Below are 16,942 nucleotides of genomic sequence, written 5' to 3'. Positions count from 1 at the left end.
CTCAGGCCACGGCGTCGACTTTCACACGGCGCTCGCGCATGAAAACATAGAAGCCCGATCCGACGATGATCGCGATGCCGCACCATTTCGACGGTGTCGGGAAATCGCCGAACACGATCAGGCCGACCAGAACCGCATTGACGATTTCCAGATATTGGAACGGTGCCAGCATGGATGCCGGTGCCAGCTTGAACGCTTGCACGACCATCAAATGGCTGACGGTTCCGATCGTCCCCAAAAGCAGTAAAAGCAGCCAAGGCTGAATGCCTTGCGGCAGACCGAAACTCAGATCACCAAGCCCTGCCGCAGTTCCGAAAATCATGGCAACGCCAGCGAGCACCCACCCGCCCACACCCGCATAGAACTGCATGACCAGCGGGCTTTCCTTCGCACCGTATTTTCGGTTCAGGATCAGGTAGATGGCAAAGGTTACAGCTGTCGCCAACGGCAGAAGTGAGACAGCACCGAATATCTCGAAACTCGGCTGGATCACGATCATCGTGCCGATGAGACCGATGCCGACCGCGCTGAACCTTCTCCAGCCCACTTTTTCTTTCAGGAAAATTGCCGAAAAGAGCGTCAGAATAAGCGGCTCGGCGAAGAAGACGGCCATAGCATCAGCCAGCGGCATATATTTGACCGCCGTGAAGAAGCAGAGCCCACCAAACCCCATCAACGCGCCGCGAATGAGGTTGCCTGCCAGATATTGTGTTCGCAGCGCGGCGAAACCACCAACGATGAGCAGGATAAAGAACATCAGCCAGCATTGAATGAAAAAACGCATGAAGGTGACAGTGGCAGGAGGCATATTATCCACCATGGCGAGCCATTTGCCGATGGCATCCATCAGCGGCAGCAAAAGCACCGAGAGCACCATGATCGCCATGCCCTTTACGTGCGCTTCCATGCCGCTTGTCGCGCTGTTTTGCATTTCAAACTCTCGGTATTCTGAATATTCCCCGCTATCGCTCTATGCCAACTACTGCAGCGTTTCCATCCAATTTGATCGGAAATGTCCTGCTTGTTTGACTTTCGCCTTCTTTCTGGTGCAAATCAGTTCCGTTCTGAACAAAACCCTTTGAAAAAGCCGTGCGAAAACGGAACGTAAGGCGAACTTTAGTCGCCTTTCGTGAGCGCGCATGGCATCATTCAGTTGATTCGCGAACAGTATTTTCCGGTCGATGGCGAGCAGGCTCGGCAAAGACCTCCTGAAATTCAGATAGAGAGCTTTTCGGAACAGATGGACGATAGCAACGATCTCTTCTCGAGAGTGGTCAACAATGCCCGGGCCCGAGAACGGGAACAAGAACAGGGGCGCCAAGGGGAGAAACCCAGCGAAAAACCTGTGGCGCAGCCAGTGGCAGCGCCCTCGCTCTCTGTTCCAAAGCCGGTAACGGCCAAGGCGCCGCCTGCTTCATCGGCAGGCGACGACTATAACGCATCATCCATCCGCGTTCTGGAAGGTCTGGAGCCGGTGCGCCTGCGTCCCGGGATGTATATTGGCGGCACAGACGAGAAGGCGCTGCATCATCTCTTTGCTGAAGTCATCGACAACTCGATGGACGAAGCTGTCGCGGGACATGCCAATTTCATCGAAGTGAGCTTCGATGCCGACGGGTTTGTAACGGTTTCGGACAACGGACGTGGCATTCCTGTGGATGAACATCCCCAGGTTCCCGGGAAGTCCACGCTCGAAGTCATCATGACCAAACTGCACGCGGGCGGCAAGTTCGACGGCAAGGCCTATGAGACGTCAGGCGGTCTGCACGGCGTCGGTGTTTCTGTGGTGAATGCCCTTTCTGACATGCTGGAAGTGGAAGTCGCGCGCAATCGCCGTCTTTATCGCCAGCGTTTCTCGCGGGGTATTCCGCAAGGCGGGCTGGAAGAGCTCGGCGAAGTGCATAATCGTCGCGGTACTCGCGTCCGTTTCCATCCAGACCCTGATATTTTCGGCAAGACAGCCCAGTTCGATCCGCATCGTCTTTATCGCATGGCGCGGTCGAAAGCTTATCTGTTTGGCGGGGTTGAAATCCGCTGGAACTGCGATCCTTCCCTGCTCGACCCAAAGAAGGAAACACCTGAAAAGGCCGTGTTCCACTTCCCTGGTGGCCTGAAGGACTATCTTGAGGCATCGCTTGGTAAGGAACATCAGGTCACGCGCGAGATTTTCGCGGGCAAGACCGAGAAACAAGGTGGCCACGGCGCCGTCGAATGGGCCGTTTCGTGGTTTGGTGGGGATGGTTTCGTCCACTCCTATTGTAACACTATCCCGACCGGCGATGGTGGCACACATGAAGCAGGTTTGCGTATTGCCTTGACGCGAGGGCTGAAAGCCTATGCGGAACTGACCAACAACAAGCGCGCTTCGATCATAACCACCGATGACGTGATGGTGTCGGCTGCAGGGATGCTGTCGGTTTTCATTCGCGAGCCGGAATTTGTCGGCCAGACCAAGGACAAGCTTGCCACGGTCGAGGCACAGCGCATCGTAGAGAATGCGATCCGTGATCCATTCGATCATTGGCTCACGGCCTCTCCGCAGGAAGCATCTCGCCTGCTGGAATGGGTGATCGACCGCGCCGACGAGCGCTTGCGTCGCCGTCAGGAAAAAGAAACCGTTCGCAAGAGCGCAACGCGCAAACTACGCCTGCCCGGCAAACTTGCCGATTGCACACAGAATGCCGCAGCCGGTGCAGAACTGTTCATCGTCGAGGGTGACTCGGCAGGTGGTTCAGCCAAGCAGGCGCGCAATCGCGCCAATCAGGCTATCCTGCCATTGCGCGGCAAGATTTTGAATGTTGCCAGCGCCGGGCGCGAAAAACTGACGGCAAACCAGCAGATAAGTGATCTTGTGCAGGCACTCGGCAGTGGTACGCGCAAGAATTATCGGGAAGACGACTTGCGCTATGATCGCGTCATCGTCATGACCGACGCTGACGTCGATGGTGCACATATCGCATCGCTGCTCATCACATTCTTCTATCAGGAAATGCCCGACCTGATCCGCAACGGCCATCTCTATCTGGCAGTTCCTCCGCTTTTCCGACTGAGCCAAGGCGGAAAGGTCGCTTATGCACGTGATGAAGCACATAAGGACGAGCTTCTACGCACCGTGTTTACCGGGCGCGGTAAAGTGGAAATCGGTCGCTTCAAAGGCCTTGGCGAAATGCGCGCCGAACAGCTCAAGGAAACCACCATGGACCCCAAGAAGCGTACTCTGCTGCGCGTGCAGGTGGATGAAGAATATATCGATGAAACCCGCAACACCGTCGATGAACTGATGGGCACCAAGCCAGAGGCCCGTTTCCGTTTCATTCAGGACCGTGCGGCTTTTGTGGAAGAGTTGGATATCTAGAGCGCATCCCGAAAAGTGGGAACTGGTTTTCGGAACGAGATGCGCGTAAAAAATATAGCATTTCAGCGGACCACGAAACGTGCCCGAGAATGCAAACAGGATGAACGGCAATGCGCGAGCACGATGCCGTTCATTTTCTTTTTCAATAAAACTATTTAAGCCGTTGAGAAAAAGAAGCTTCAGGCTTTCACATCAATGCCTAGCTTGGCTTCAATCTCTTCAATCGACTCTTTGACAAAGAACGTCTGATCCGTGCTCAGCGTAACAATACGTGTGCCGGTTCCATAAGCGTTATAAGAGAGAACGTGATTGAAATTCACGGCGAGCTTTTCGCCGTTCACTTCCGTCAACATGATCCACATCGCTTGCCCTCCTCTTAATGTTATCCACTCCAAGGAAGGATAGGCGCGATAGACCATTCGGCAACGGTTGCGGTAAGCTGGCCTTCAAAGATCAGCGCGCATCCTGACTTTCTCGACAGTTCTTCCGAAACTTTCCGACCACTCATCTCCTTGCCTGTCGATCCGGAAACCAGCCTTTTTGTAAAGGTTGATCGCGGGAAGATTATCCGCATGGGTGCCGATCAGTGCTTCGTCAAAACCATCAAGCAGAATTTGCGCCATCAGGGCATCAAGAATCTGTCTGCCAATCCCCTGCCCGTGATGCGGCGGATCGACCCATAAATCGGAAATGTAATTGCTTTGGGGCACCCTGGCACCCCAGCCTGCTAGTATTCCTGCCTTTTCGGCAGTCAGAACACCGTCCGCAATTTCTTGGAGATCGTGCTGGAACCTGGCTTCCAGCACTTCCTGCCGCTCAGTGGTCAGTTCAATATCGCGCGCTGCTATCCGCCAGGCCCTGACCGCTAATGCAGCCATAGAAACAAATTCGCCGGGGAAACCCCGGCGAATAAGAAGTTCGGTTTTTACCACCACTTTGCCGGAGTAAACCGTCCGGCAGCCTGCTCAATGGCATGCGCTGCCTGGAACAAAGTCTCTTCCTCGAACGGACGCCCGATCAGCTGAAGGCCAAGCGGCAAGCCTTTGTCATTGATACCGGCCGGCACGGCAATGCCCGGCAGACCGGCCATGTTGACCGTTACCGTGAAGATGTCATTGAGATACATCTTGACCGGATCGTTGGCGAGGTCCTCATCGGCAAGACCAAAGGCAGCCGATGGCGTCGCTGGCGTCAGGATCGCATGTACGCCCTTGGCGAATACGTCTTCAAAATCCTTCTTGATCAACGTACGCACCTTCTGCGCACGCAGATAATATGCATCGTAGTAGCCAGCCGACAGAACATAAGTGCCGATCATGATACGGCGCTTTACTTCCTTGCCGAAGCCAGCCGCGCGGGTCTGTTCGTACATATCGGCAATGTCCTTGCCGGGTACACGCAAACCGTAACGCACGCCGTCATAACGGGCGAGGTTCGAAGAGGCTTCCGCCGGTGCCACGATGTAATAAGCGGGCAGCGCATATTTCGTGTGTGGCAGCGAAATATCGATGATCTCAGCACCGGCGTCCTTCAGATACTGGATACCCTTCTGCCAAAGTTCCTCAATCTCGTCCGGCATGCCGTCAACGCGATATTCCTTCGGAATACCAATCTTCATGCCCTTGAGTGACTTGCCGATAGCAGCCTCATAATCCGGAATAGGCAGATCGACCGATGTTGTATCCTTGAGATCAAGCGAAGCCATGGATTTCAACAGGATAGCGGCATCACGCACGTCACGAGCAATCGGTCCTGCCTGATCGAGTGACGAAGCGAAAGCAACCGTGCCCCAGCGCGAAACGCGGCCATAGGTCGGCTTGATTCCAACCGTGCCCGTGAAAGCTGCGGGCTGACGGATCGAGCCGCCCGTATCGGTTGCGGTCGCGCCAGCACAAAGCTGTGCGGCGACAGCGGCAGCCGAACCGCCCGACGAACCGCCCGGCACCAAGTCGGCATTGGAGCCATTGGCGCGCCACGGATTTTTGACCGAACCGTAATAGGAGGTTTCGTTGGACGAGCCCATGGCGAACTCATCCATGTTGAGTTTGCCGAGCATAACCGCACCATCAGCCCACAGATTGGCTGTGACGGTCGATTCATATTCCGGCTTAAAACCGTCAAGAATGTGGGAGCAGGCCTGCGTATGTACGCCCTTGGTGGCAAACAGGTCCTTCACGCCGAGCGGAATGCCTTCCAATGCACCCGCTTCACCCTTGGCAATACGCTCATCCGAAGCCTTGGCCATCGAGCGCGCCTGATCGTGAGTCACTTTCACGTAGGCGTTGATGGTTTCATTCGCGGAATCGATAGCGGAAAGATAGGCGTCGGTGAGTTCGGTCGCGGTGATGGCTTTGGCCTTCAGCTTGTCGCGCGCCTCAGCAATGGTCAGTGCGGTCAGTTCGCTCATCGTCAAATCCTGTCAGTGCGCCTCAACGAGACGCTTTTCAAAAAAGGCGCTGTATTCGGAATCCGGATAGTCCAGAACCACACCGCAGCGCGTAAAACCTGAATTCTCATAAAGCCGCCATGCACCGGCAAAACCGGGGCCCGTGCCCGTTTCGAGTACAAGGCGGGAAATGCCCTTGGCCCTCGCCTGATCGACAATCGCATCCACCAGAACTGAACCAACACGCTTGCCGCGCACTTCTGGAAGGGTGAACATACGCTTCACCTCACCGACGCCATCTTCGTGCATCTTCAAGGCACCGCAGCCGACAGCCTTGCCGTCTTCATCGCGCGCCACAAAAACCGTCGTATCTGGCCCCGCCATCTGCTCAACTGTCATCTTGAACTGGAATTCCAGCGGTGACAGCGGCAGAAGATGCGCATTCAGGCCCTCGACCAGTGCGCACACATCATCCTGCAAAGGGGTCTCGACTGAAACCCGTATGGCCATAACCTACTCCACGACCTTTGGTACGACGAAGAAATTGTCTTCCGTAACCGGTGCGTTGGCCACCACTGCAGCAGCAATACCGCCATCCGTTACCTTGTCCTGGCGCATGCGCATATCCATCGGCGTAACAGAAGTCATAGGCTCGATACCATCGACATTGACTTCGTTCAGTTGCTCGACAAAGCCCAGAATAGCATTGAGTTCGCCAGTCATGCGTTCGGCATCGTCGTCATTGACGGCAATGCGCGCCAGATGCGCGACGCGCTTGACGGTAGAAATATCGACGGACATCCTGTTCTCCGCAAATGCTAGATTGGGCGGCGAACCGCCACCCTGAAAAGTTTTCCTACCGGCTATAACGGCGCGATTGTTGAAGCGCAACATTTCTTGCGCTTCAAATCCAAAGTCAGAACGAATGAACGGTGCCAGCTGGATCAGCAATAACCTTCGTTTCCCGATGATCTGCCATTCCGGCCAAGAACTTGTCCGCCGTCTGGTCGATGATCGGAAATGAGGCGTAATGGCATGGCAGCACGGTTTTGAAGTTGAAATAGCGCTGGCAGGCGAGAGCCGCGACCGCGCCACCCATCGTGAAGCGGTCACCAATGGGAACGATGCCGATCTCTGGCTGATGGAGCTCATTGATAAGCCCCATATCCGAGAAGATGTCCGTGTCGCCCATATGATAGAGCGTCGGTGCATCTTCGAAATGGAATACCAGACCATTCGGATTGCCCAGCGCCTGCGAGACACCGTTTTGCGTCAGCATTGCCGAGGAGTGGAGCGCATTGACGAAGGTAATGGTGAACCCGTCATGCGCCACCGTGCCACCCGTATTGCCAGGATCGAGCTTTTCCACACCCTGGCTGCCAAGCCATGTTGCAAGATCGGCATTGGCAATCACAATCGCGCCATGCTCCCTGGCGATGGCAACCGCATCGCCCACATGGTCGCCATGACCATGGGTCAGCGCTATATGGGTTACGCCCTTGGTCGCCTCCTTGAAGTCGATGCCCTTTGCACCGGGATTTCCGTTGAGAAACGGATCGATGAGAATAACAGCCTTTGCCGTTTCAATGCGGAAAGCGGCGTGGCCAAGCCATGTTAGTTTCATAAAGTCTCTCCTCAATCTCTGTTTCCGGCTCGATTTCCGGTTTGCGAACAGATATGACGCCGATAAAGTTGAAGGCAATATGAAACCACTTCAAAATCCTATGAGGACCAATGGCTGTCGTTGAAATCGAGGAAATTCCAGCGCTGCTTCAGTCCGGGCAGACCATTGCCGGACTGGATCTGGGAACCAAGACCATCGGTCTTGCGGTGTCTGATCTCGGTCTTTCCTTCGCGCATCCGCGCCCCGTTATCAAACGGGTGAAATTTTCTATCGACGCACAGGTGCTTTTGAAGGCACTCGACGCTGACAAGGTCGGCATAATCGTCATTGGTTTGCCTATGAATATGGACGGAACGTCCGGTCCCCGCGTTCAGGCTACACGGGCATTTGTGCGCACCATGCAACCTCTGACCAACCTGCCCTTCGTTTTCTGGGATGAACGCCTATCGACCGTTGCTGCCGAACGGGCGCTGATTGGCATGGACGTCTCACGCGGCAAGAGGGCCGAACGTATCGATTCGGCTGCTGCATCCTTCATTCTTCAAGGTGCACTCGACCGCCTGCACAGTATCAGGCGGTCGGCATCCGACGATTACGACGCCGGATAAAGCTGATCCAGAATCCGCTCAGCATTGTGGCGCGCATCCAGCATGCCATAGGTCGAACGCCACTGGCCGCCAAGACGGGTCTCGATGAACGCATCGGCCACATCGTCAGCCCCAAGCTGACGCAATTCTGCGGCTGCCGCAGCATAGGCCAGTTGCTCGGTCAGAAGGCGTGCGACACCCGGATCGGTTTCGGTCAGCTGCAATGCAGCACGCAGCACATCAAGTGTCCCTTGCCCGCGCGGACCAAGCTGTCCGCCGATCCACTCCAGCACTTCATCGAAAAGCCCCGGTGCGCGCGACAGCACACGCGCCACGTCCAGTGCCATGACATTGCCGGAACCCTCCCAGATCGCATTGACCGGCGCTTCGCGATAGGCGCGTGCGAGATTGCCTTCTTCGATGTAACCGTTGCCGCCGAGGCACTCCATTGCTTCATAGAGTAATGCTGGTGCGATCTTGCAAACCCAGTACTTCACCACCGGCGTCATGCAACGGGCAAAAGCCGCCTCGGCACGATCACTGGCAGCCATATCGAAAGCGCGTGCCAGCCGCATGGAAAGTGCAGTCGCACCGGCAACATCGAGCGCCATGTCGGCAAGAACGCGCTGCATCAATGGCTGCTCGACAAGAGCCTTGCCGAATACCTGACGATAACGGCTATGGTGCACGGCTTCGGCGAGGCCTGAACGCATCAGTCCGGCCGACGCGACAGCGCAATCGAGCCGTGTCAGCGTGACCATATCCATGATCGTTTTGACGCCCTCACCCGGATTGCCGATCAGATGGCCGACCGCACCATCGAATTCAACTTCCGACGAAGCATTGGACTTGTTGCCGAGCTTGTCTTTCAGGCGCTGGAAAGAGAACCCGTTCCCGCTTCCCTCTGAAGTGAGGCGCGGGAGCAGAAAACAGGAAAGGCCTTCTTCTGCCTGCGCGAGCGTCAGAAAAGCATCCGACATTGGTGCGGACATGAACCACTTGTGGCCGGTTATGGCATAGGTGCCATCGTCATTGTGTGTCGCGCGGGTCGTATTGGCGCGCACATCGGTTCCGCCCTGCTTTTCAGTCATGCCCATGCCAAGCGTAATGCCCTGCTTGGCAAAAGCGGGTTTCTGCGAAAAATCGTATTTGCGCGACAGGATGACCGGCGACCATTCCTTATAGATTTCCGGCGATGCCATAAGTGCTGCGAGCGACGCGCTGGTCATCGTAAGCGGGCAGAGATGTCCCGCCTCGAGCTGTGCGGTCAGGAAAAAGCGCGATGCACGCGCCTGATGACGGCGGCCGCTTTCGAGCGGATTGCCTTCCCAGATCGAGCAATGCAGTCCTGCCGCGATGGAACGGCGCATCAGCGCATGATACGCAGGATGATATTCGACAAGGTCGATACGGTTGCCCTGCCTGTCATGCGTGCGCAATTTTGGCAGTTCGGTATTGGCGAGACGCGCAAGGTCCTGCGCTTCAGCCGACGACACAAAACGGCCCGTCTGTTCCAGATCGGCATGCAGTTCCTTCGGGAATCCTGCCGCAATCTGCATCAAGAGCGGATCGCCCAGATAGGCATTGTTGCCCGTCATGGGTGGCGTCTGGTTGGTAACGTCGTGCGTTTTCAAAAGCTCGTTCCGTATTGTGCGATTCAATTTAATTTAGGTTTCTTGCATTGCATTTGCTAAAATTTTGCCATCCCGAACACAATTTGTCGTCAGAACAGCACAGGTTTTTCTTGGTGAATCGCCTGAAGCCATTATAAGGACGGTTGCGGGACCTGCCTCATGGTCCTATACGGGTGACTTGCCATGACAAATCAAACGGTCCCTCCGCTTTTCCCTCACCGCCACCTGCTGGGCATCAAGGGGCTTTCGCCCCTGGACATTCTCTGCCTTCTTGATCTCGCCGATCAGGAAATCGCTGTCTCCAGACAGCCAGAGAAGAAAAAGTCCGTGCTTCGCGGTCGCACGCAAATCAATCTCTTCTTCGAAGCATCGACACGAACGCAATCGTCGTTCGAGCTGGCCGGAAAACGGCTCGGTGCCGACGTCATGAATATGTCTGTCGGCAACTCGTCGGTCAAGAAAGGCGAAACGCTCATCGATACAGCGATGACGCTGAACGCCATGCAGCCGGACATATTGGTTATCCGTCACGCTTCGGCGGGCGCGGCTGCCCTGCTCGCGCAGAAAGTCGGCTGTTCGGTGGTCAACGCCGGTGACGGCGCGCACGAACACCCCACCCAGGCACTTCTCGATGCGCTGACCATTCGTCGCGCCAAGGGCGGAATCGAAAACCTGATTGTCGCCATTTGCGGCGATGTGCTGCATTCCCGCGTCGCACGCTCCAACATTCTCCTTCTCAACGCGCTTGGCGCAAGGGTGCGTGTCGTCGCGCCGTCCACGCTTCTGCCTTCCGGCATGGCCGATATGAGCGTCGAAGTCTTCAATTCGATGGAAGAAGGCTTGAAAGATGCCGATGTGGTCATGATGCTGCGCCTTCAGCGTGAGCGCATGGCCGGCTCCTTCGTGCCTTCGGTACGCGAATATTTCCGCTTCTACGGTCTGGATAAAGAGAAGCTCAAAGTCGCCAAGCCAGACGCGCTCGTCATGCATCCCGGTCCGATGAATCGCGGCGTCGAGATCGCATCCGACGTTGCCGACGGACCGCAGAGCGTGATCCAGCAACAGGTAGAAATGGGCGTCGCCGTGCGTATGGCCGTGATGGAAGCCCTGCTCGATCCGCGCCGTAATCCCAGTAACGGAGAAGCAGCATGAGCGCGATCCTGTTTGAAAACGCGCGCATCATCGATCCGTCGCGCGGTCTCGATGAAACCGGCAGCGTTCTGATCCGCGATGGCAAGATTGTTGCCGCCGGAGCGGATGCCCGCAATCAGGGCGCACCGGAAGGTGCAGAAATCATCGACCTGAATGGCAAGGCAGTATTGCCTGGCCTCGTGGATGCCCGCGTCTTCGTCGGTGAGCCCGGCGCTGAACATCGCGAAACCATCGCCTCGGCAAGCCGCGCGGCAGCCGCTGGTGGTGTAACCTCAATCATCATGATGCCCGACACCGATCCGGTGATCGATGACGTGGCTCTGGTGGAATTTGTCAAACGCACGGCGCGTGACACGGCTGTTGTCAATGTGCACCCGGCTGCGGCGATCACCAAAGGTCTGCGCGGCGAGGAAATGACCGAAATCGGTCTGCTGCGCGATGCCGGTGCTGTTGCCTTCACGGAAGGCAGGCAGACAATCGCCAATACCCAGCTCATGCGGCGCGCTCTGACCTACGCCCGCGATTTCAATGCCGTGATTGCCTGCGAAACGCGCGATCCGTTCCTTGGTGCGAATGGCGTGATGAACGAAGGCCTATTTGCAAGCTGGCTCGGTCTTTCCGGGAGTCCGCGTGAAGCGGAGGTGATTCCGCTGGAACGCGACCTGCGTCTAGCAGCGCTAACCAACAGCAACTATCATGCCGCACAGCTTTCCTGCGCAATGTCGGCGGAAGCCGTGCGCCGCGCCAAGGATCTCGGCGCGAAAGTAACGGCAGGCGTATCGATCAACCATTTGTCGCTCAATGAAAACGACATTGGTGAATTCCGCACGTTTTTCCGACTTTCGCCACCTTTGCGCGGAGAACAGGATCGCCTTGCTATGGTCGAAGCCGTGAAGAACGGCACCATCGATATTGTCGTTTCGGCTCATGATCCGCAGGATGTCGATACCAAACGCCTGCCCTTTGCTGATGCCGAAGCCGGTGCCATCGGCCTTGAAACATTGCTGGGGGCCGCACTTCGTCTCTATCACAATGACAGCATTCCGCTGCTGCGGCTGGTTGAAGTGCTATCAACAGCTCCAGCACGTATTTTCGGCCTTGATGCTGGTACGCTAAAGCCAGGCGCCAAGGCAGATCTTGCCATTGTCGATCTGGATGAGCCTTGGATCGTACGTGAAGAAGATCTGCACTCGCTATCCAAGAACAGTTGCTTTGAAAGTGCTCGCTTTCAAGGTCGCGTCGTCCACACCTTAGTGGCTGGCAAGACCGTTTACTCGGCTTGAAAAACACCGCATAACCCGGAACAATCATTCGAAAATTCCGGGTAGGCGGAATCAAGAAACAAGGGGACGTTCATGGCCGAACCGGGATTCCTTAGCTTGACGCTCATAGGGGCGCTCGTCTTCGGCTATTTTCTTGGCTCCATTCCATTTGGTTTGATCCTGACCCGGCTTGCAGGATTGGGCGACGTCCGGTCCATCGGCTCGGGCAATATCGGCGCGACGAACGTGCTGCGCACCGGTAACAAGAAGCTTGCCGCTGCGACGCTGATTTTTGACATGCTGAAAGGTACGGTCGCCGTTCTCGTCGCTTCACGCTACGGCCCGGACGCCGCTATTGGCGCAGGCTTCGGTGCCTTTATCGGGCATCTCTTTCCAGTATGGATCGGCTTCAAGGGTGGCAAAGGCGTCGCCACCTATCTGGGCGTCCTCATCGGGCTTGCATGGCCCGGAGCATTGGTCTTCGCTGCCGTCTGGATCGTGACAGCACTTTTGACGCGCTATTCCTCCCTTGCGGCACTTATCGCCAGCATCGTTGTTCCCATTGCGCTCTATTCGCGGGGGTATCCAGCAATCGCAGTGCTCTTTGCGATCATGACGGTCATCGTTATCTTCAAGCATAAGGCCAATATTACGCGCCTCTTAAACGGCACCGAGAGCAAGATCGGAGCCAAGGGATGAAGGAAAGCGCGAATTCAAAAACTGGAATTCGCCTCTCCGATCGCCAGCGGCTTAACTGGCTACGCCTCATCCGAACCGACAATATCGGCCCTGTCACCTTTCGCGATCTGATTCTGTTTTGTGGCTCAGCATCAAGCGCGATAGAAATGCTACCTGATCTCAATATCAGAGGCGGCAGTGCCCGTCCGATCCGCGTTGCGTCCATGGACGACGCTGAGCGCGAGCTTGAAGCTATTGAACGCGCCGGTGCCCGTCTTGTCGGCATGGGCGAACCGGATTATCCACAACAACTCAAGAATTGTGAGGCTCCGCCCCCTTTGGTTACGATCAAGGGGAATGCAGCCATTTTCAGCAAGCCACCCATCGCTATTGTCGGTTCACGTAATGCTTCGGTGATTGGCGCACGTTTTACCGAGCGTCTGGCACATGATCTTGGCGAGGCAGGATTTGCTGTGATTTCCGGACTTGCCCGCGGCATTGATGCCGCTGCGCACCGAGCAAGCATGAAAACCGGTACCGTAGCAGTACTTGCAGGTGGACTTGACTGCCCCTATCCGCCGGAAAACCTTCCACTCTATCACGCCATACCAGAACAAGGTGGCGCGCTCATAAGCGAAATGCCAATGGGCGCAGAGCCACGCTCGCGTGATTTTCCACGCCGCAATCGGATTATTGCAGGCTTGTCGCTGGGTTTGATCGTCGTCGAAGCAGCAGAGCGTTCCGGCTCGCTTATCAGCGCGCGTATGGCCGGGGACATGGGACGCACCGTGTTCGCTGTTCCTGGCTCTCCGCTTGATCCTCGTGCGCGCGGCACAAATCTGCTTCTGAAACAAGGTGCGACACTGGTTACCGAAGCAAACGATGTCATTGAAGCACTCCGGCCGCTGGCCGGTCCAAACGCCTATCAGGCGAATATACCAGCACAGCCCGATCTTTTATCTCCAGCGTTGGAAGAACCGGAATCGCTCCAACCGTTCGCAACGGAAGAGCAAAGAGACATCGTTATCGATGCGCTCGGTCCTGTACCGACCGACATTGACACCCTCGTTCGTCACACGGGTATGGATACTGGAGCTGTTCAGCTCATTCTGCTGGAACTGGACTTGGCAGGGCGGCTCCATCGATATGCCGGCAATCAGGTGGCATTGGTTCCGATGGAGTGACGACTGTTACGACCCGGCCTCATTGTGAAGCGCTTCCCGAGCCTCAATGAGAGCTATTTCGATCATATAAGCCAGCAACACATAATTCGTACTTTTCGCCATCAAACTGAGCTGTTCAAGCATCTGCTCTATATATGCTACCGTCTCGGAGCGAGTCGCGGTTTCCATATCCTCACCGTCTTCCATCTCTGGAAAACTCGCCGTATCATCCATACCTATCTCCTCGAGAGATAAACTCGATTTCTTCATACCCTATGCTACTATTGGTTTCATTCAACTTAACAGCAATCTTAAGTTGTATTTCGTGATTTTTGTTGTCCTGCTCTTGACCAAACGCTGCCCGCTGTTCATGTGAAGGCAACGAATTTCACGCGGAGAGGAGGTATTTTATCTCCATGGGGCGCGAATCTGGGCTGCTTTAAATGAACGTCGTCGTTGTCGAATCGCCTGCCAAGGCTAAAACCATCAATAAATATCTGGGCTCGAACTATAAGGTTCTGGCCTCGTTCGGTCATGTGCGGGACTTGCCAGCCAAGGATGGCTCGGTTCGTCCCGACGAAGACTTTGCAATGTCGTGGGAGGTGGATAGCAATTCCTCCAAACGCCTTGCCGATATTGTCAAAGCGCTGAAAGACAGCGATGGCATCATTCTCGCAACCGATCCGGATCGCGAAGGTGAAGCCATTTCCTGGCATGTGCTTGAAGTGCTCAACCAGAAAAAGGCGCTCAAGGGCAAGACAGTCAAACGTGTGGCTTTCAATGCCATCACCAAGAAGGCTGTTCTGGATGCCATCGCCAATCCGCGCGACATCGATGAACCTCTGGTCGATGCATATCTTGCACGCCGTGCACTGGATTATCTTGTCGGCTTCACGCTTTCGCCAGTTCTGTGGCGCAAACTGCCGGGCGCGCGCTCGGCTGGCCGCGTTCAGTCAGTGGCGCTGCGTCTCGTTGCAGATCGCGAATCCGAGATCGAACGCTTCATCCGTGAGGAATACTGGAATATCGCGGCGTTGTTGAAAACGCCGCGCAATGACGGTTTCACCGCCCGTCTCACTGCCGTTGACGGCAAGAAGCTCGGCAAACTCGATATCAAGAATGGTGAACAGGCAACGGCCATTCGCACCATGCTGGAAGGCGCAAGCTTCAAGGCTCTTTCTGTCGAGGCAAAGCCAACCAAGCGCAATCCGGGACCGCCATTCACCACGTCAACCTTGCAGCAAGCCGCATCCGGCCAGCTCGGATTTTCTGCCTCGCGCACCATGCAAGTGGCACAGCGACTTTACGAAGGTGTCGATATTGGCGGCGAGACTGCCGGCCTGATCACCTATATGCGTACCGATGGCGTACAGATAGCTCCGGAAGCCATCAATGCGGCCCGTGACGCCATCGGCAAAAGCTTCGGCGCAAAATATGTGCCGGAAAAGCCGCGCTATTATTCCAGCAAGGCAAAGAACGCACAGGAAGCGCACGAAGCCATCCGGCCAACGGATTTCTCGCGTCACCCGAAGGATGTGCGTCGCTATCTCGATGACGATCAGGCGCGGCTCTATGAGCTCATCTGGAAGCGCGCCATCGCCAGCCAGATGCAGGCTGCCGACATTGAGCGTACAACCGTCGACATTGAGGCGGTCAACAGCTCGCGTTCGGCCATGCTGCGCGCCAATGGGTCTGTCACTAAGTTCGATGGCTTCCTCGCAGCCTATATGGATCATCGCGAAGAAGAGGACGACGACGAGGATAGCGCAAAGCTGCCGGAAATTCGTTCCGGTGAAGCTCTGGCGCGCGAGAAGATCGATGCGACCCAGCATTCGACCGAACCGCCGCCGCGCTATTCGGAAGCTTCGCTCATCAAGAAGATGGAAGAACTCGGTATCGGTCGTCCTTCGACCTATGCCGCGACTCTGGCCACGCTACGCGATCGCGAATACATCACCATCGACAAGCGCAAGCTCATTCCGGAACCCAAGGGTCGTCTGGTCACCGCCTTCCTCGAAAGCTTCTTCCAGCGTTATGTGGAATATGATTTCACGGCAGACCTTGAGGAAAAGCTCGATCTTATTTCGGATGGCAAGCTTTCCTGGAAGGATGTTCTGCGGGACTTCTGGCGCGACTTCTCCGGCAATGTCGATGACATCAAGGAATTGCGCGTCACCAATGTTCTCGATGCGCTGAACGAAGAACTTGCACCGCTGGTATTCCCTGTACGCGAAGACGGTAGTGATCCGCGTTCGTGCCCGACCTGCGGCACAGGAATGCTGTCGTTGAAGCTTGGCAAATACGGTGCATTCGTCGGCTGTTCCAACTATCCGGAATGCAAATATACGCGCCAGCTCGGTGGTGACGCCAATGGCGAATCTGCAGCTACGGACGAACCGAAATCGCTCGGCAAAGACCCATTCACCGGTGAAGAAATCACCGCACGAACCGGTCGTTTCGGCCCCTATGTCCAGCGCGGTGAGGGCAAGGAAGCAAAGCGCGCCAGCCTTCCGAAAGGCTGGACCGTCGATACGCTCGATCATGAGAAAGCCGTTGCGCTTCTGTCCCTGCCGCGTGACATCGGCCAGCATCCAGAAACCGGCAAGATGATCTCCGCTGGCATCGGTCGCTACGGGCCTTACGTCAGCCATGACGGCACGTTCGCCAACCTGGAGAATGCCGAAGAGGTCTTCTCCGTCGGCCTCAATCGCGCCGTGTCGGTTCTGGCCGACAAACAGTCGAAGGGTGGCGGTCGTGGCCGCTCCACGCCGGCTGCATTGGCGACACTTGGCGACCATCCTGACGGTGGTTCGATCACTGTTCGCGACGGTCGCTATGGGCCTTATGTCAACTGGGGCAAAGTCAACGCCACTTTGCCGAAGGGCAAGGACCCGGCAAGTGTCACGCTGGAAGAAGCGTTGGCTCTGATTACGGAAAAGGCCGGGTCTTCCAAGAGTAAGAAAGCCCCTGCCCGCAAGGCTTCAGCCAGCACTGAAAAGAAAGCTGCTGCAAAAAAGCCCACGGCCAAGAAGGCACCAGCAAAAGCCAAGTCGACAGCCAAGCCGAAAGCCAAATCCAAGGCCGAGACGGTAGAGGAGTAG

At 56.0% G+C, this 16,942-nt stretch carries 16 protein-coding genes; 7 read left to right on the top strand and 9 right to left on the bottom strand.

The genetic code is table 11. The features are described 5' to 3' along the window. Position 1: 1 nt before the first annotated feature. On the bottom strand, positions 2 to 931 hold the full coding sequence (locus OHI65_RS08715; RefSeq protein ID WP_029927321.1) for a DMT family transporter: 930 nt from the start codon (positions 929 to 931) through the stop codon (positions 2 to 4). A gap of 309 nt (positions 932 to 1,240) precedes the next feature. Here OHI65_RS08715 and parE point away from each other — a divergent pair, with 309 nt between their 5' ends. Next, complete coding sequence (parE, locus tag OHI65_RS08710; RefSeq protein WP_125302116.1) at positions 1,241 to 3,355, top strand: DNA topoisomerase IV subunit B; 2,115 nt, start codon at positions 1,241 to 1,243, stop codon at positions 3,353 to 3,355. A 179-nt stretch (positions 3,356 to 3,534) separates the two neighbouring features. Here parE and OHI65_RS08705 read toward each other — a convergent pair whose 3' ends face one another. The 6 genes from OHI65_RS08705 to OHI65_RS08680 form a co-directional block, all read right to left on the bottom strand. Continuing rightward, on the bottom strand, positions 3,535 to 3,717 hold the full coding sequence (locus OHI65_RS08705) for a flagellar FlbD family protein (protein WP_010658857.1): 183 nt from the start codon (positions 3,715 to 3,717) through the stop codon (positions 3,535 to 3,537). Positions 3,718 to 3,801: 84 nt separating this feature from the next. Further along, positions 3,802 to 4,287, bottom strand: coding sequence for a GNAT family N-acetyltransferase (locus OHI65_RS08700; protein WP_235915763.1), 486 nt, complete (start codon positions 4,285 to 4,287; stop codon positions 3,802 to 3,804). After that, positions 4,281 to 5,762, bottom strand: a complete 1,482-nt coding sequence (gene gatA, locus OHI65_RS08695; RefSeq protein ID WP_010658859.1) for an Asp-tRNA(Asn)/Glu-tRNA(Gln) amidotransferase subunit GatA — start codon at positions 5,760 to 5,762, stop codon at positions 4,281 to 4,283. The genes OHI65_RS08700 and gatA overlap by 7 nt, the downstream gene beginning before the upstream one ends. Positions 5,763 to 5,774: 12 nt before the next feature. Next, a complete protein-coding gene (locus tag OHI65_RS08690; protein WP_012093045.1) occupies positions 5,775 to 6,251 on the bottom strand; it encodes a GNAT family N-acetyltransferase in 477 nt (158 codons plus the stop codon). Positions 6,252 to 6,254: 3 nt separating this feature from the next. After that, a complete protein-coding gene (gene gatC, locus OHI65_RS08685) occupies positions 6,255 to 6,542 on the bottom strand; it encodes an Asp-tRNA(Asn)/Glu-tRNA(Gln) amidotransferase subunit GatC (protein ID WP_010658861.1) in 288 nt (95 codons plus the stop codon). 115 nt (positions 6,543 to 6,657) lie between these two features. After that, positions 6,658 to 7,365 (bottom strand): metal-dependent hydrolase, encoded by a 708-nt coding sequence (locus OHI65_RS08680; RefSeq protein ID WP_125302076.1) that lies wholly within the window; start codon positions 7,363 to 7,365, stop codon positions 6,658 to 6,660. Positions 7,366 to 7,475: 110 nt separating this feature from the next. On the opposite strand from OHI65_RS08680, the gene ruvX reads away from it, so the two are divergent. Next, positions 7,476 to 7,973, top strand: a complete 498-nt coding sequence (gene ruvX, locus OHI65_RS08675; RefSeq protein ID WP_125302078.1) for a Holliday junction resolvase RuvX — start codon at positions 7,476 to 7,478, stop codon at positions 7,971 to 7,973. On the opposite strand, the gene OHI65_RS08670 is transcribed toward ruvX, so the two are convergent. Continuing rightward, positions 7,958 to 9,586, bottom strand: a complete 1,629-nt coding sequence (locus tag OHI65_RS08670) for an acyl-CoA dehydrogenase family protein (RefSeq protein WP_125302081.1) — start codon at positions 9,584 to 9,586, stop codon at positions 7,958 to 7,960. The genes ruvX and OHI65_RS08670 overlap by 16 nt on opposite strands. 183 nt (positions 9,587 to 9,769) lie before the next feature. On the opposite strand from OHI65_RS08670, the gene OHI65_RS08665 reads away from it, so the two are divergent. From OHI65_RS08665 to dprA, 4 genes are all read left to right on the top strand, one after another. After that, positions 9,770 to 10,738 carry an aspartate carbamoyltransferase catalytic subunit gene (locus OHI65_RS08665; protein WP_012093049.1) on the top strand — a complete coding sequence of 323 codons (969 nt, stop codon included), beginning with the start codon at positions 9,770 to 9,772 and terminating at the stop codon, positions 10,736 to 10,738. Next, positions 10,735 to 12,021 carry a dihydroorotase gene (locus OHI65_RS08660; protein ID WP_012093050.1) on the top strand — a complete coding sequence of 429 codons (1,287 nt, stop codon included), beginning with the start codon at positions 10,735 to 10,737 and terminating at the stop codon, positions 12,019 to 12,021. Before OHI65_RS08665 ends, OHI65_RS08660 begins: the two co-directional genes overlap by 4 nt. A 72-nt stretch (positions 12,022 to 12,093) precedes the next feature. Beyond that, positions 12,094 to 12,699, top strand: a complete 606-nt coding sequence (gene plsY, locus OHI65_RS08655) for a glycerol-3-phosphate 1-O-acyltransferase PlsY (protein WP_010658867.1) — start codon at positions 12,094 to 12,096, stop codon at positions 12,697 to 12,699. Then, positions 12,696 to 13,862: a DNA-processing protein DprA gene (dprA, locus tag OHI65_RS08650; RefSeq protein ID WP_012093051.1), complete on the top strand. Its 1,167-nt coding sequence runs from the start codon at positions 12,696 to 12,698 to the stop codon at positions 13,860 to 13,862. Before plsY ends, dprA begins: the two co-directional genes overlap by 4 nt. 6 nt (positions 13,863 to 13,868) lie before the next feature. Here the strand turns inward: dprA and OHI65_RS08645 are convergent, their stop codons facing one another. After that, positions 13,869 to 14,075: a hypothetical protein gene (locus tag OHI65_RS08645; protein WP_040128683.1), complete on the bottom strand. Its 207-nt coding sequence runs from the start codon at positions 14,073 to 14,075 to the stop codon at positions 13,869 to 13,871. Positions 14,076 to 14,284: 209 nt separating this feature from the next. On the opposite strand from OHI65_RS08645, the gene topA reads away from it, so the two are divergent. Then, the gene (gene topA / locus OHI65_RS08640) at positions 14,285 to 16,942 is read left to right on the top strand and encodes a type I DNA topoisomerase (RefSeq protein ID WP_264358636.1); all 2,658 of its coding nucleotides are present in this window, start codon (positions 14,285 to 14,287) and stop codon (positions 16,940 to 16,942) included.

The organism is Brucella sp. MAB-22 (assembly GCF_025908475.1).
Classification (GTDB): Bacteria; Pseudomonadota; Alphaproteobacteria; order Rhizobiales; family Rhizobiaceae; genus Brucella; species Brucella anthropi.
Note: the sequence above shows the minus strand (reverse complement) of the source record. Positions and strands in the feature narration are given on the sequence as shown.

Bases quoted from the DNA above. Each gene is read 5' to 3' on its own strand.
- OHI65_RS08715 (WP_029927321.1), bottom strand. From the start codon at position 931: ATGCAAAACAGCGCGACAAGCGGCATGGAAGCGCACGTAAAGGGCATG.
- parE (WP_125302116.1), top strand. From the start codon at position 1,241: ATGGACGATAGCAACGATCTCTTCTCGAGAGTGGTCAACAATGCCCGG.
- OHI65_RS08705 (WP_010658857.1), bottom strand. From the start codon at position 3,717: ATGTGGATCATGTTGACGGAAGTGAACGGCGAAAAGCTCGCCGTGAAT.
- gatA (WP_010658859.1), bottom strand. From the start codon at position 5,762: ATGAGCGAACTGACCGCACTGACCATTGCTGAGGCGCGCGACAAGCTG.
- OHI65_RS08690 (WP_012093045.1), bottom strand. From the start codon at position 6,251: ATGGCCATACGGGTTTCAGTCGAGACCCCTTTGCAGGATGATGTGTGC.
- gatC (WP_010658861.1), bottom strand. From the start codon at position 6,542: ATGTCCGTCGATATTTCTACCGTCAAGCGCGTCGCGCATCTGGCGCGC.
- OHI65_RS08680 (WP_125302076.1), bottom strand. From the start codon at position 7,365: ATGAAACTAACATGGCTTGGCCACGCCGCTTTCCGCATTGAAACGGCA.
- ruvX (WP_125302078.1), top strand. From the start codon at position 7,476: ATGGCTGTCGTTGAAATCGAGGAAATTCCAGCGCTGCTTCAGTCCGGG.
- OHI65_RS08665 (WP_012093049.1), top strand. From the start codon at position 9,770: ATGACAAATCAAACGGTCCCTCCGCTTTTCCCTCACCGCCACCTGCTG.
- OHI65_RS08660 (WP_012093050.1), top strand. From the start codon at position 10,735: ATGAGCGCGATCCTGTTTGAAAACGCGCGCATCATCGATCCGTCGCGC.
- plsY (WP_010658867.1), top strand. From the start codon at position 12,094: ATGGCCGAACCGGGATTCCTTAGCTTGACGCTCATAGGGGCGCTCGTC.
- dprA (WP_012093051.1), top strand. From the start codon at position 12,696: ATGAAGGAAAGCGCGAATTCAAAAACTGGAATTCGCCTCTCCGATCGC.
- OHI65_RS08645 (WP_040128683.1), bottom strand. From the start codon at position 14,075: ATGGATGATACGGCGAGTTTTCCAGAGATGGAAGACGGTGAGGATATG.
- topA (WP_264358636.1), top strand. From the start codon at position 14,285: ATGAACGTCGTCGTTGTCGAATCGCCTGCCAAGGCTAAAACCATCAAT.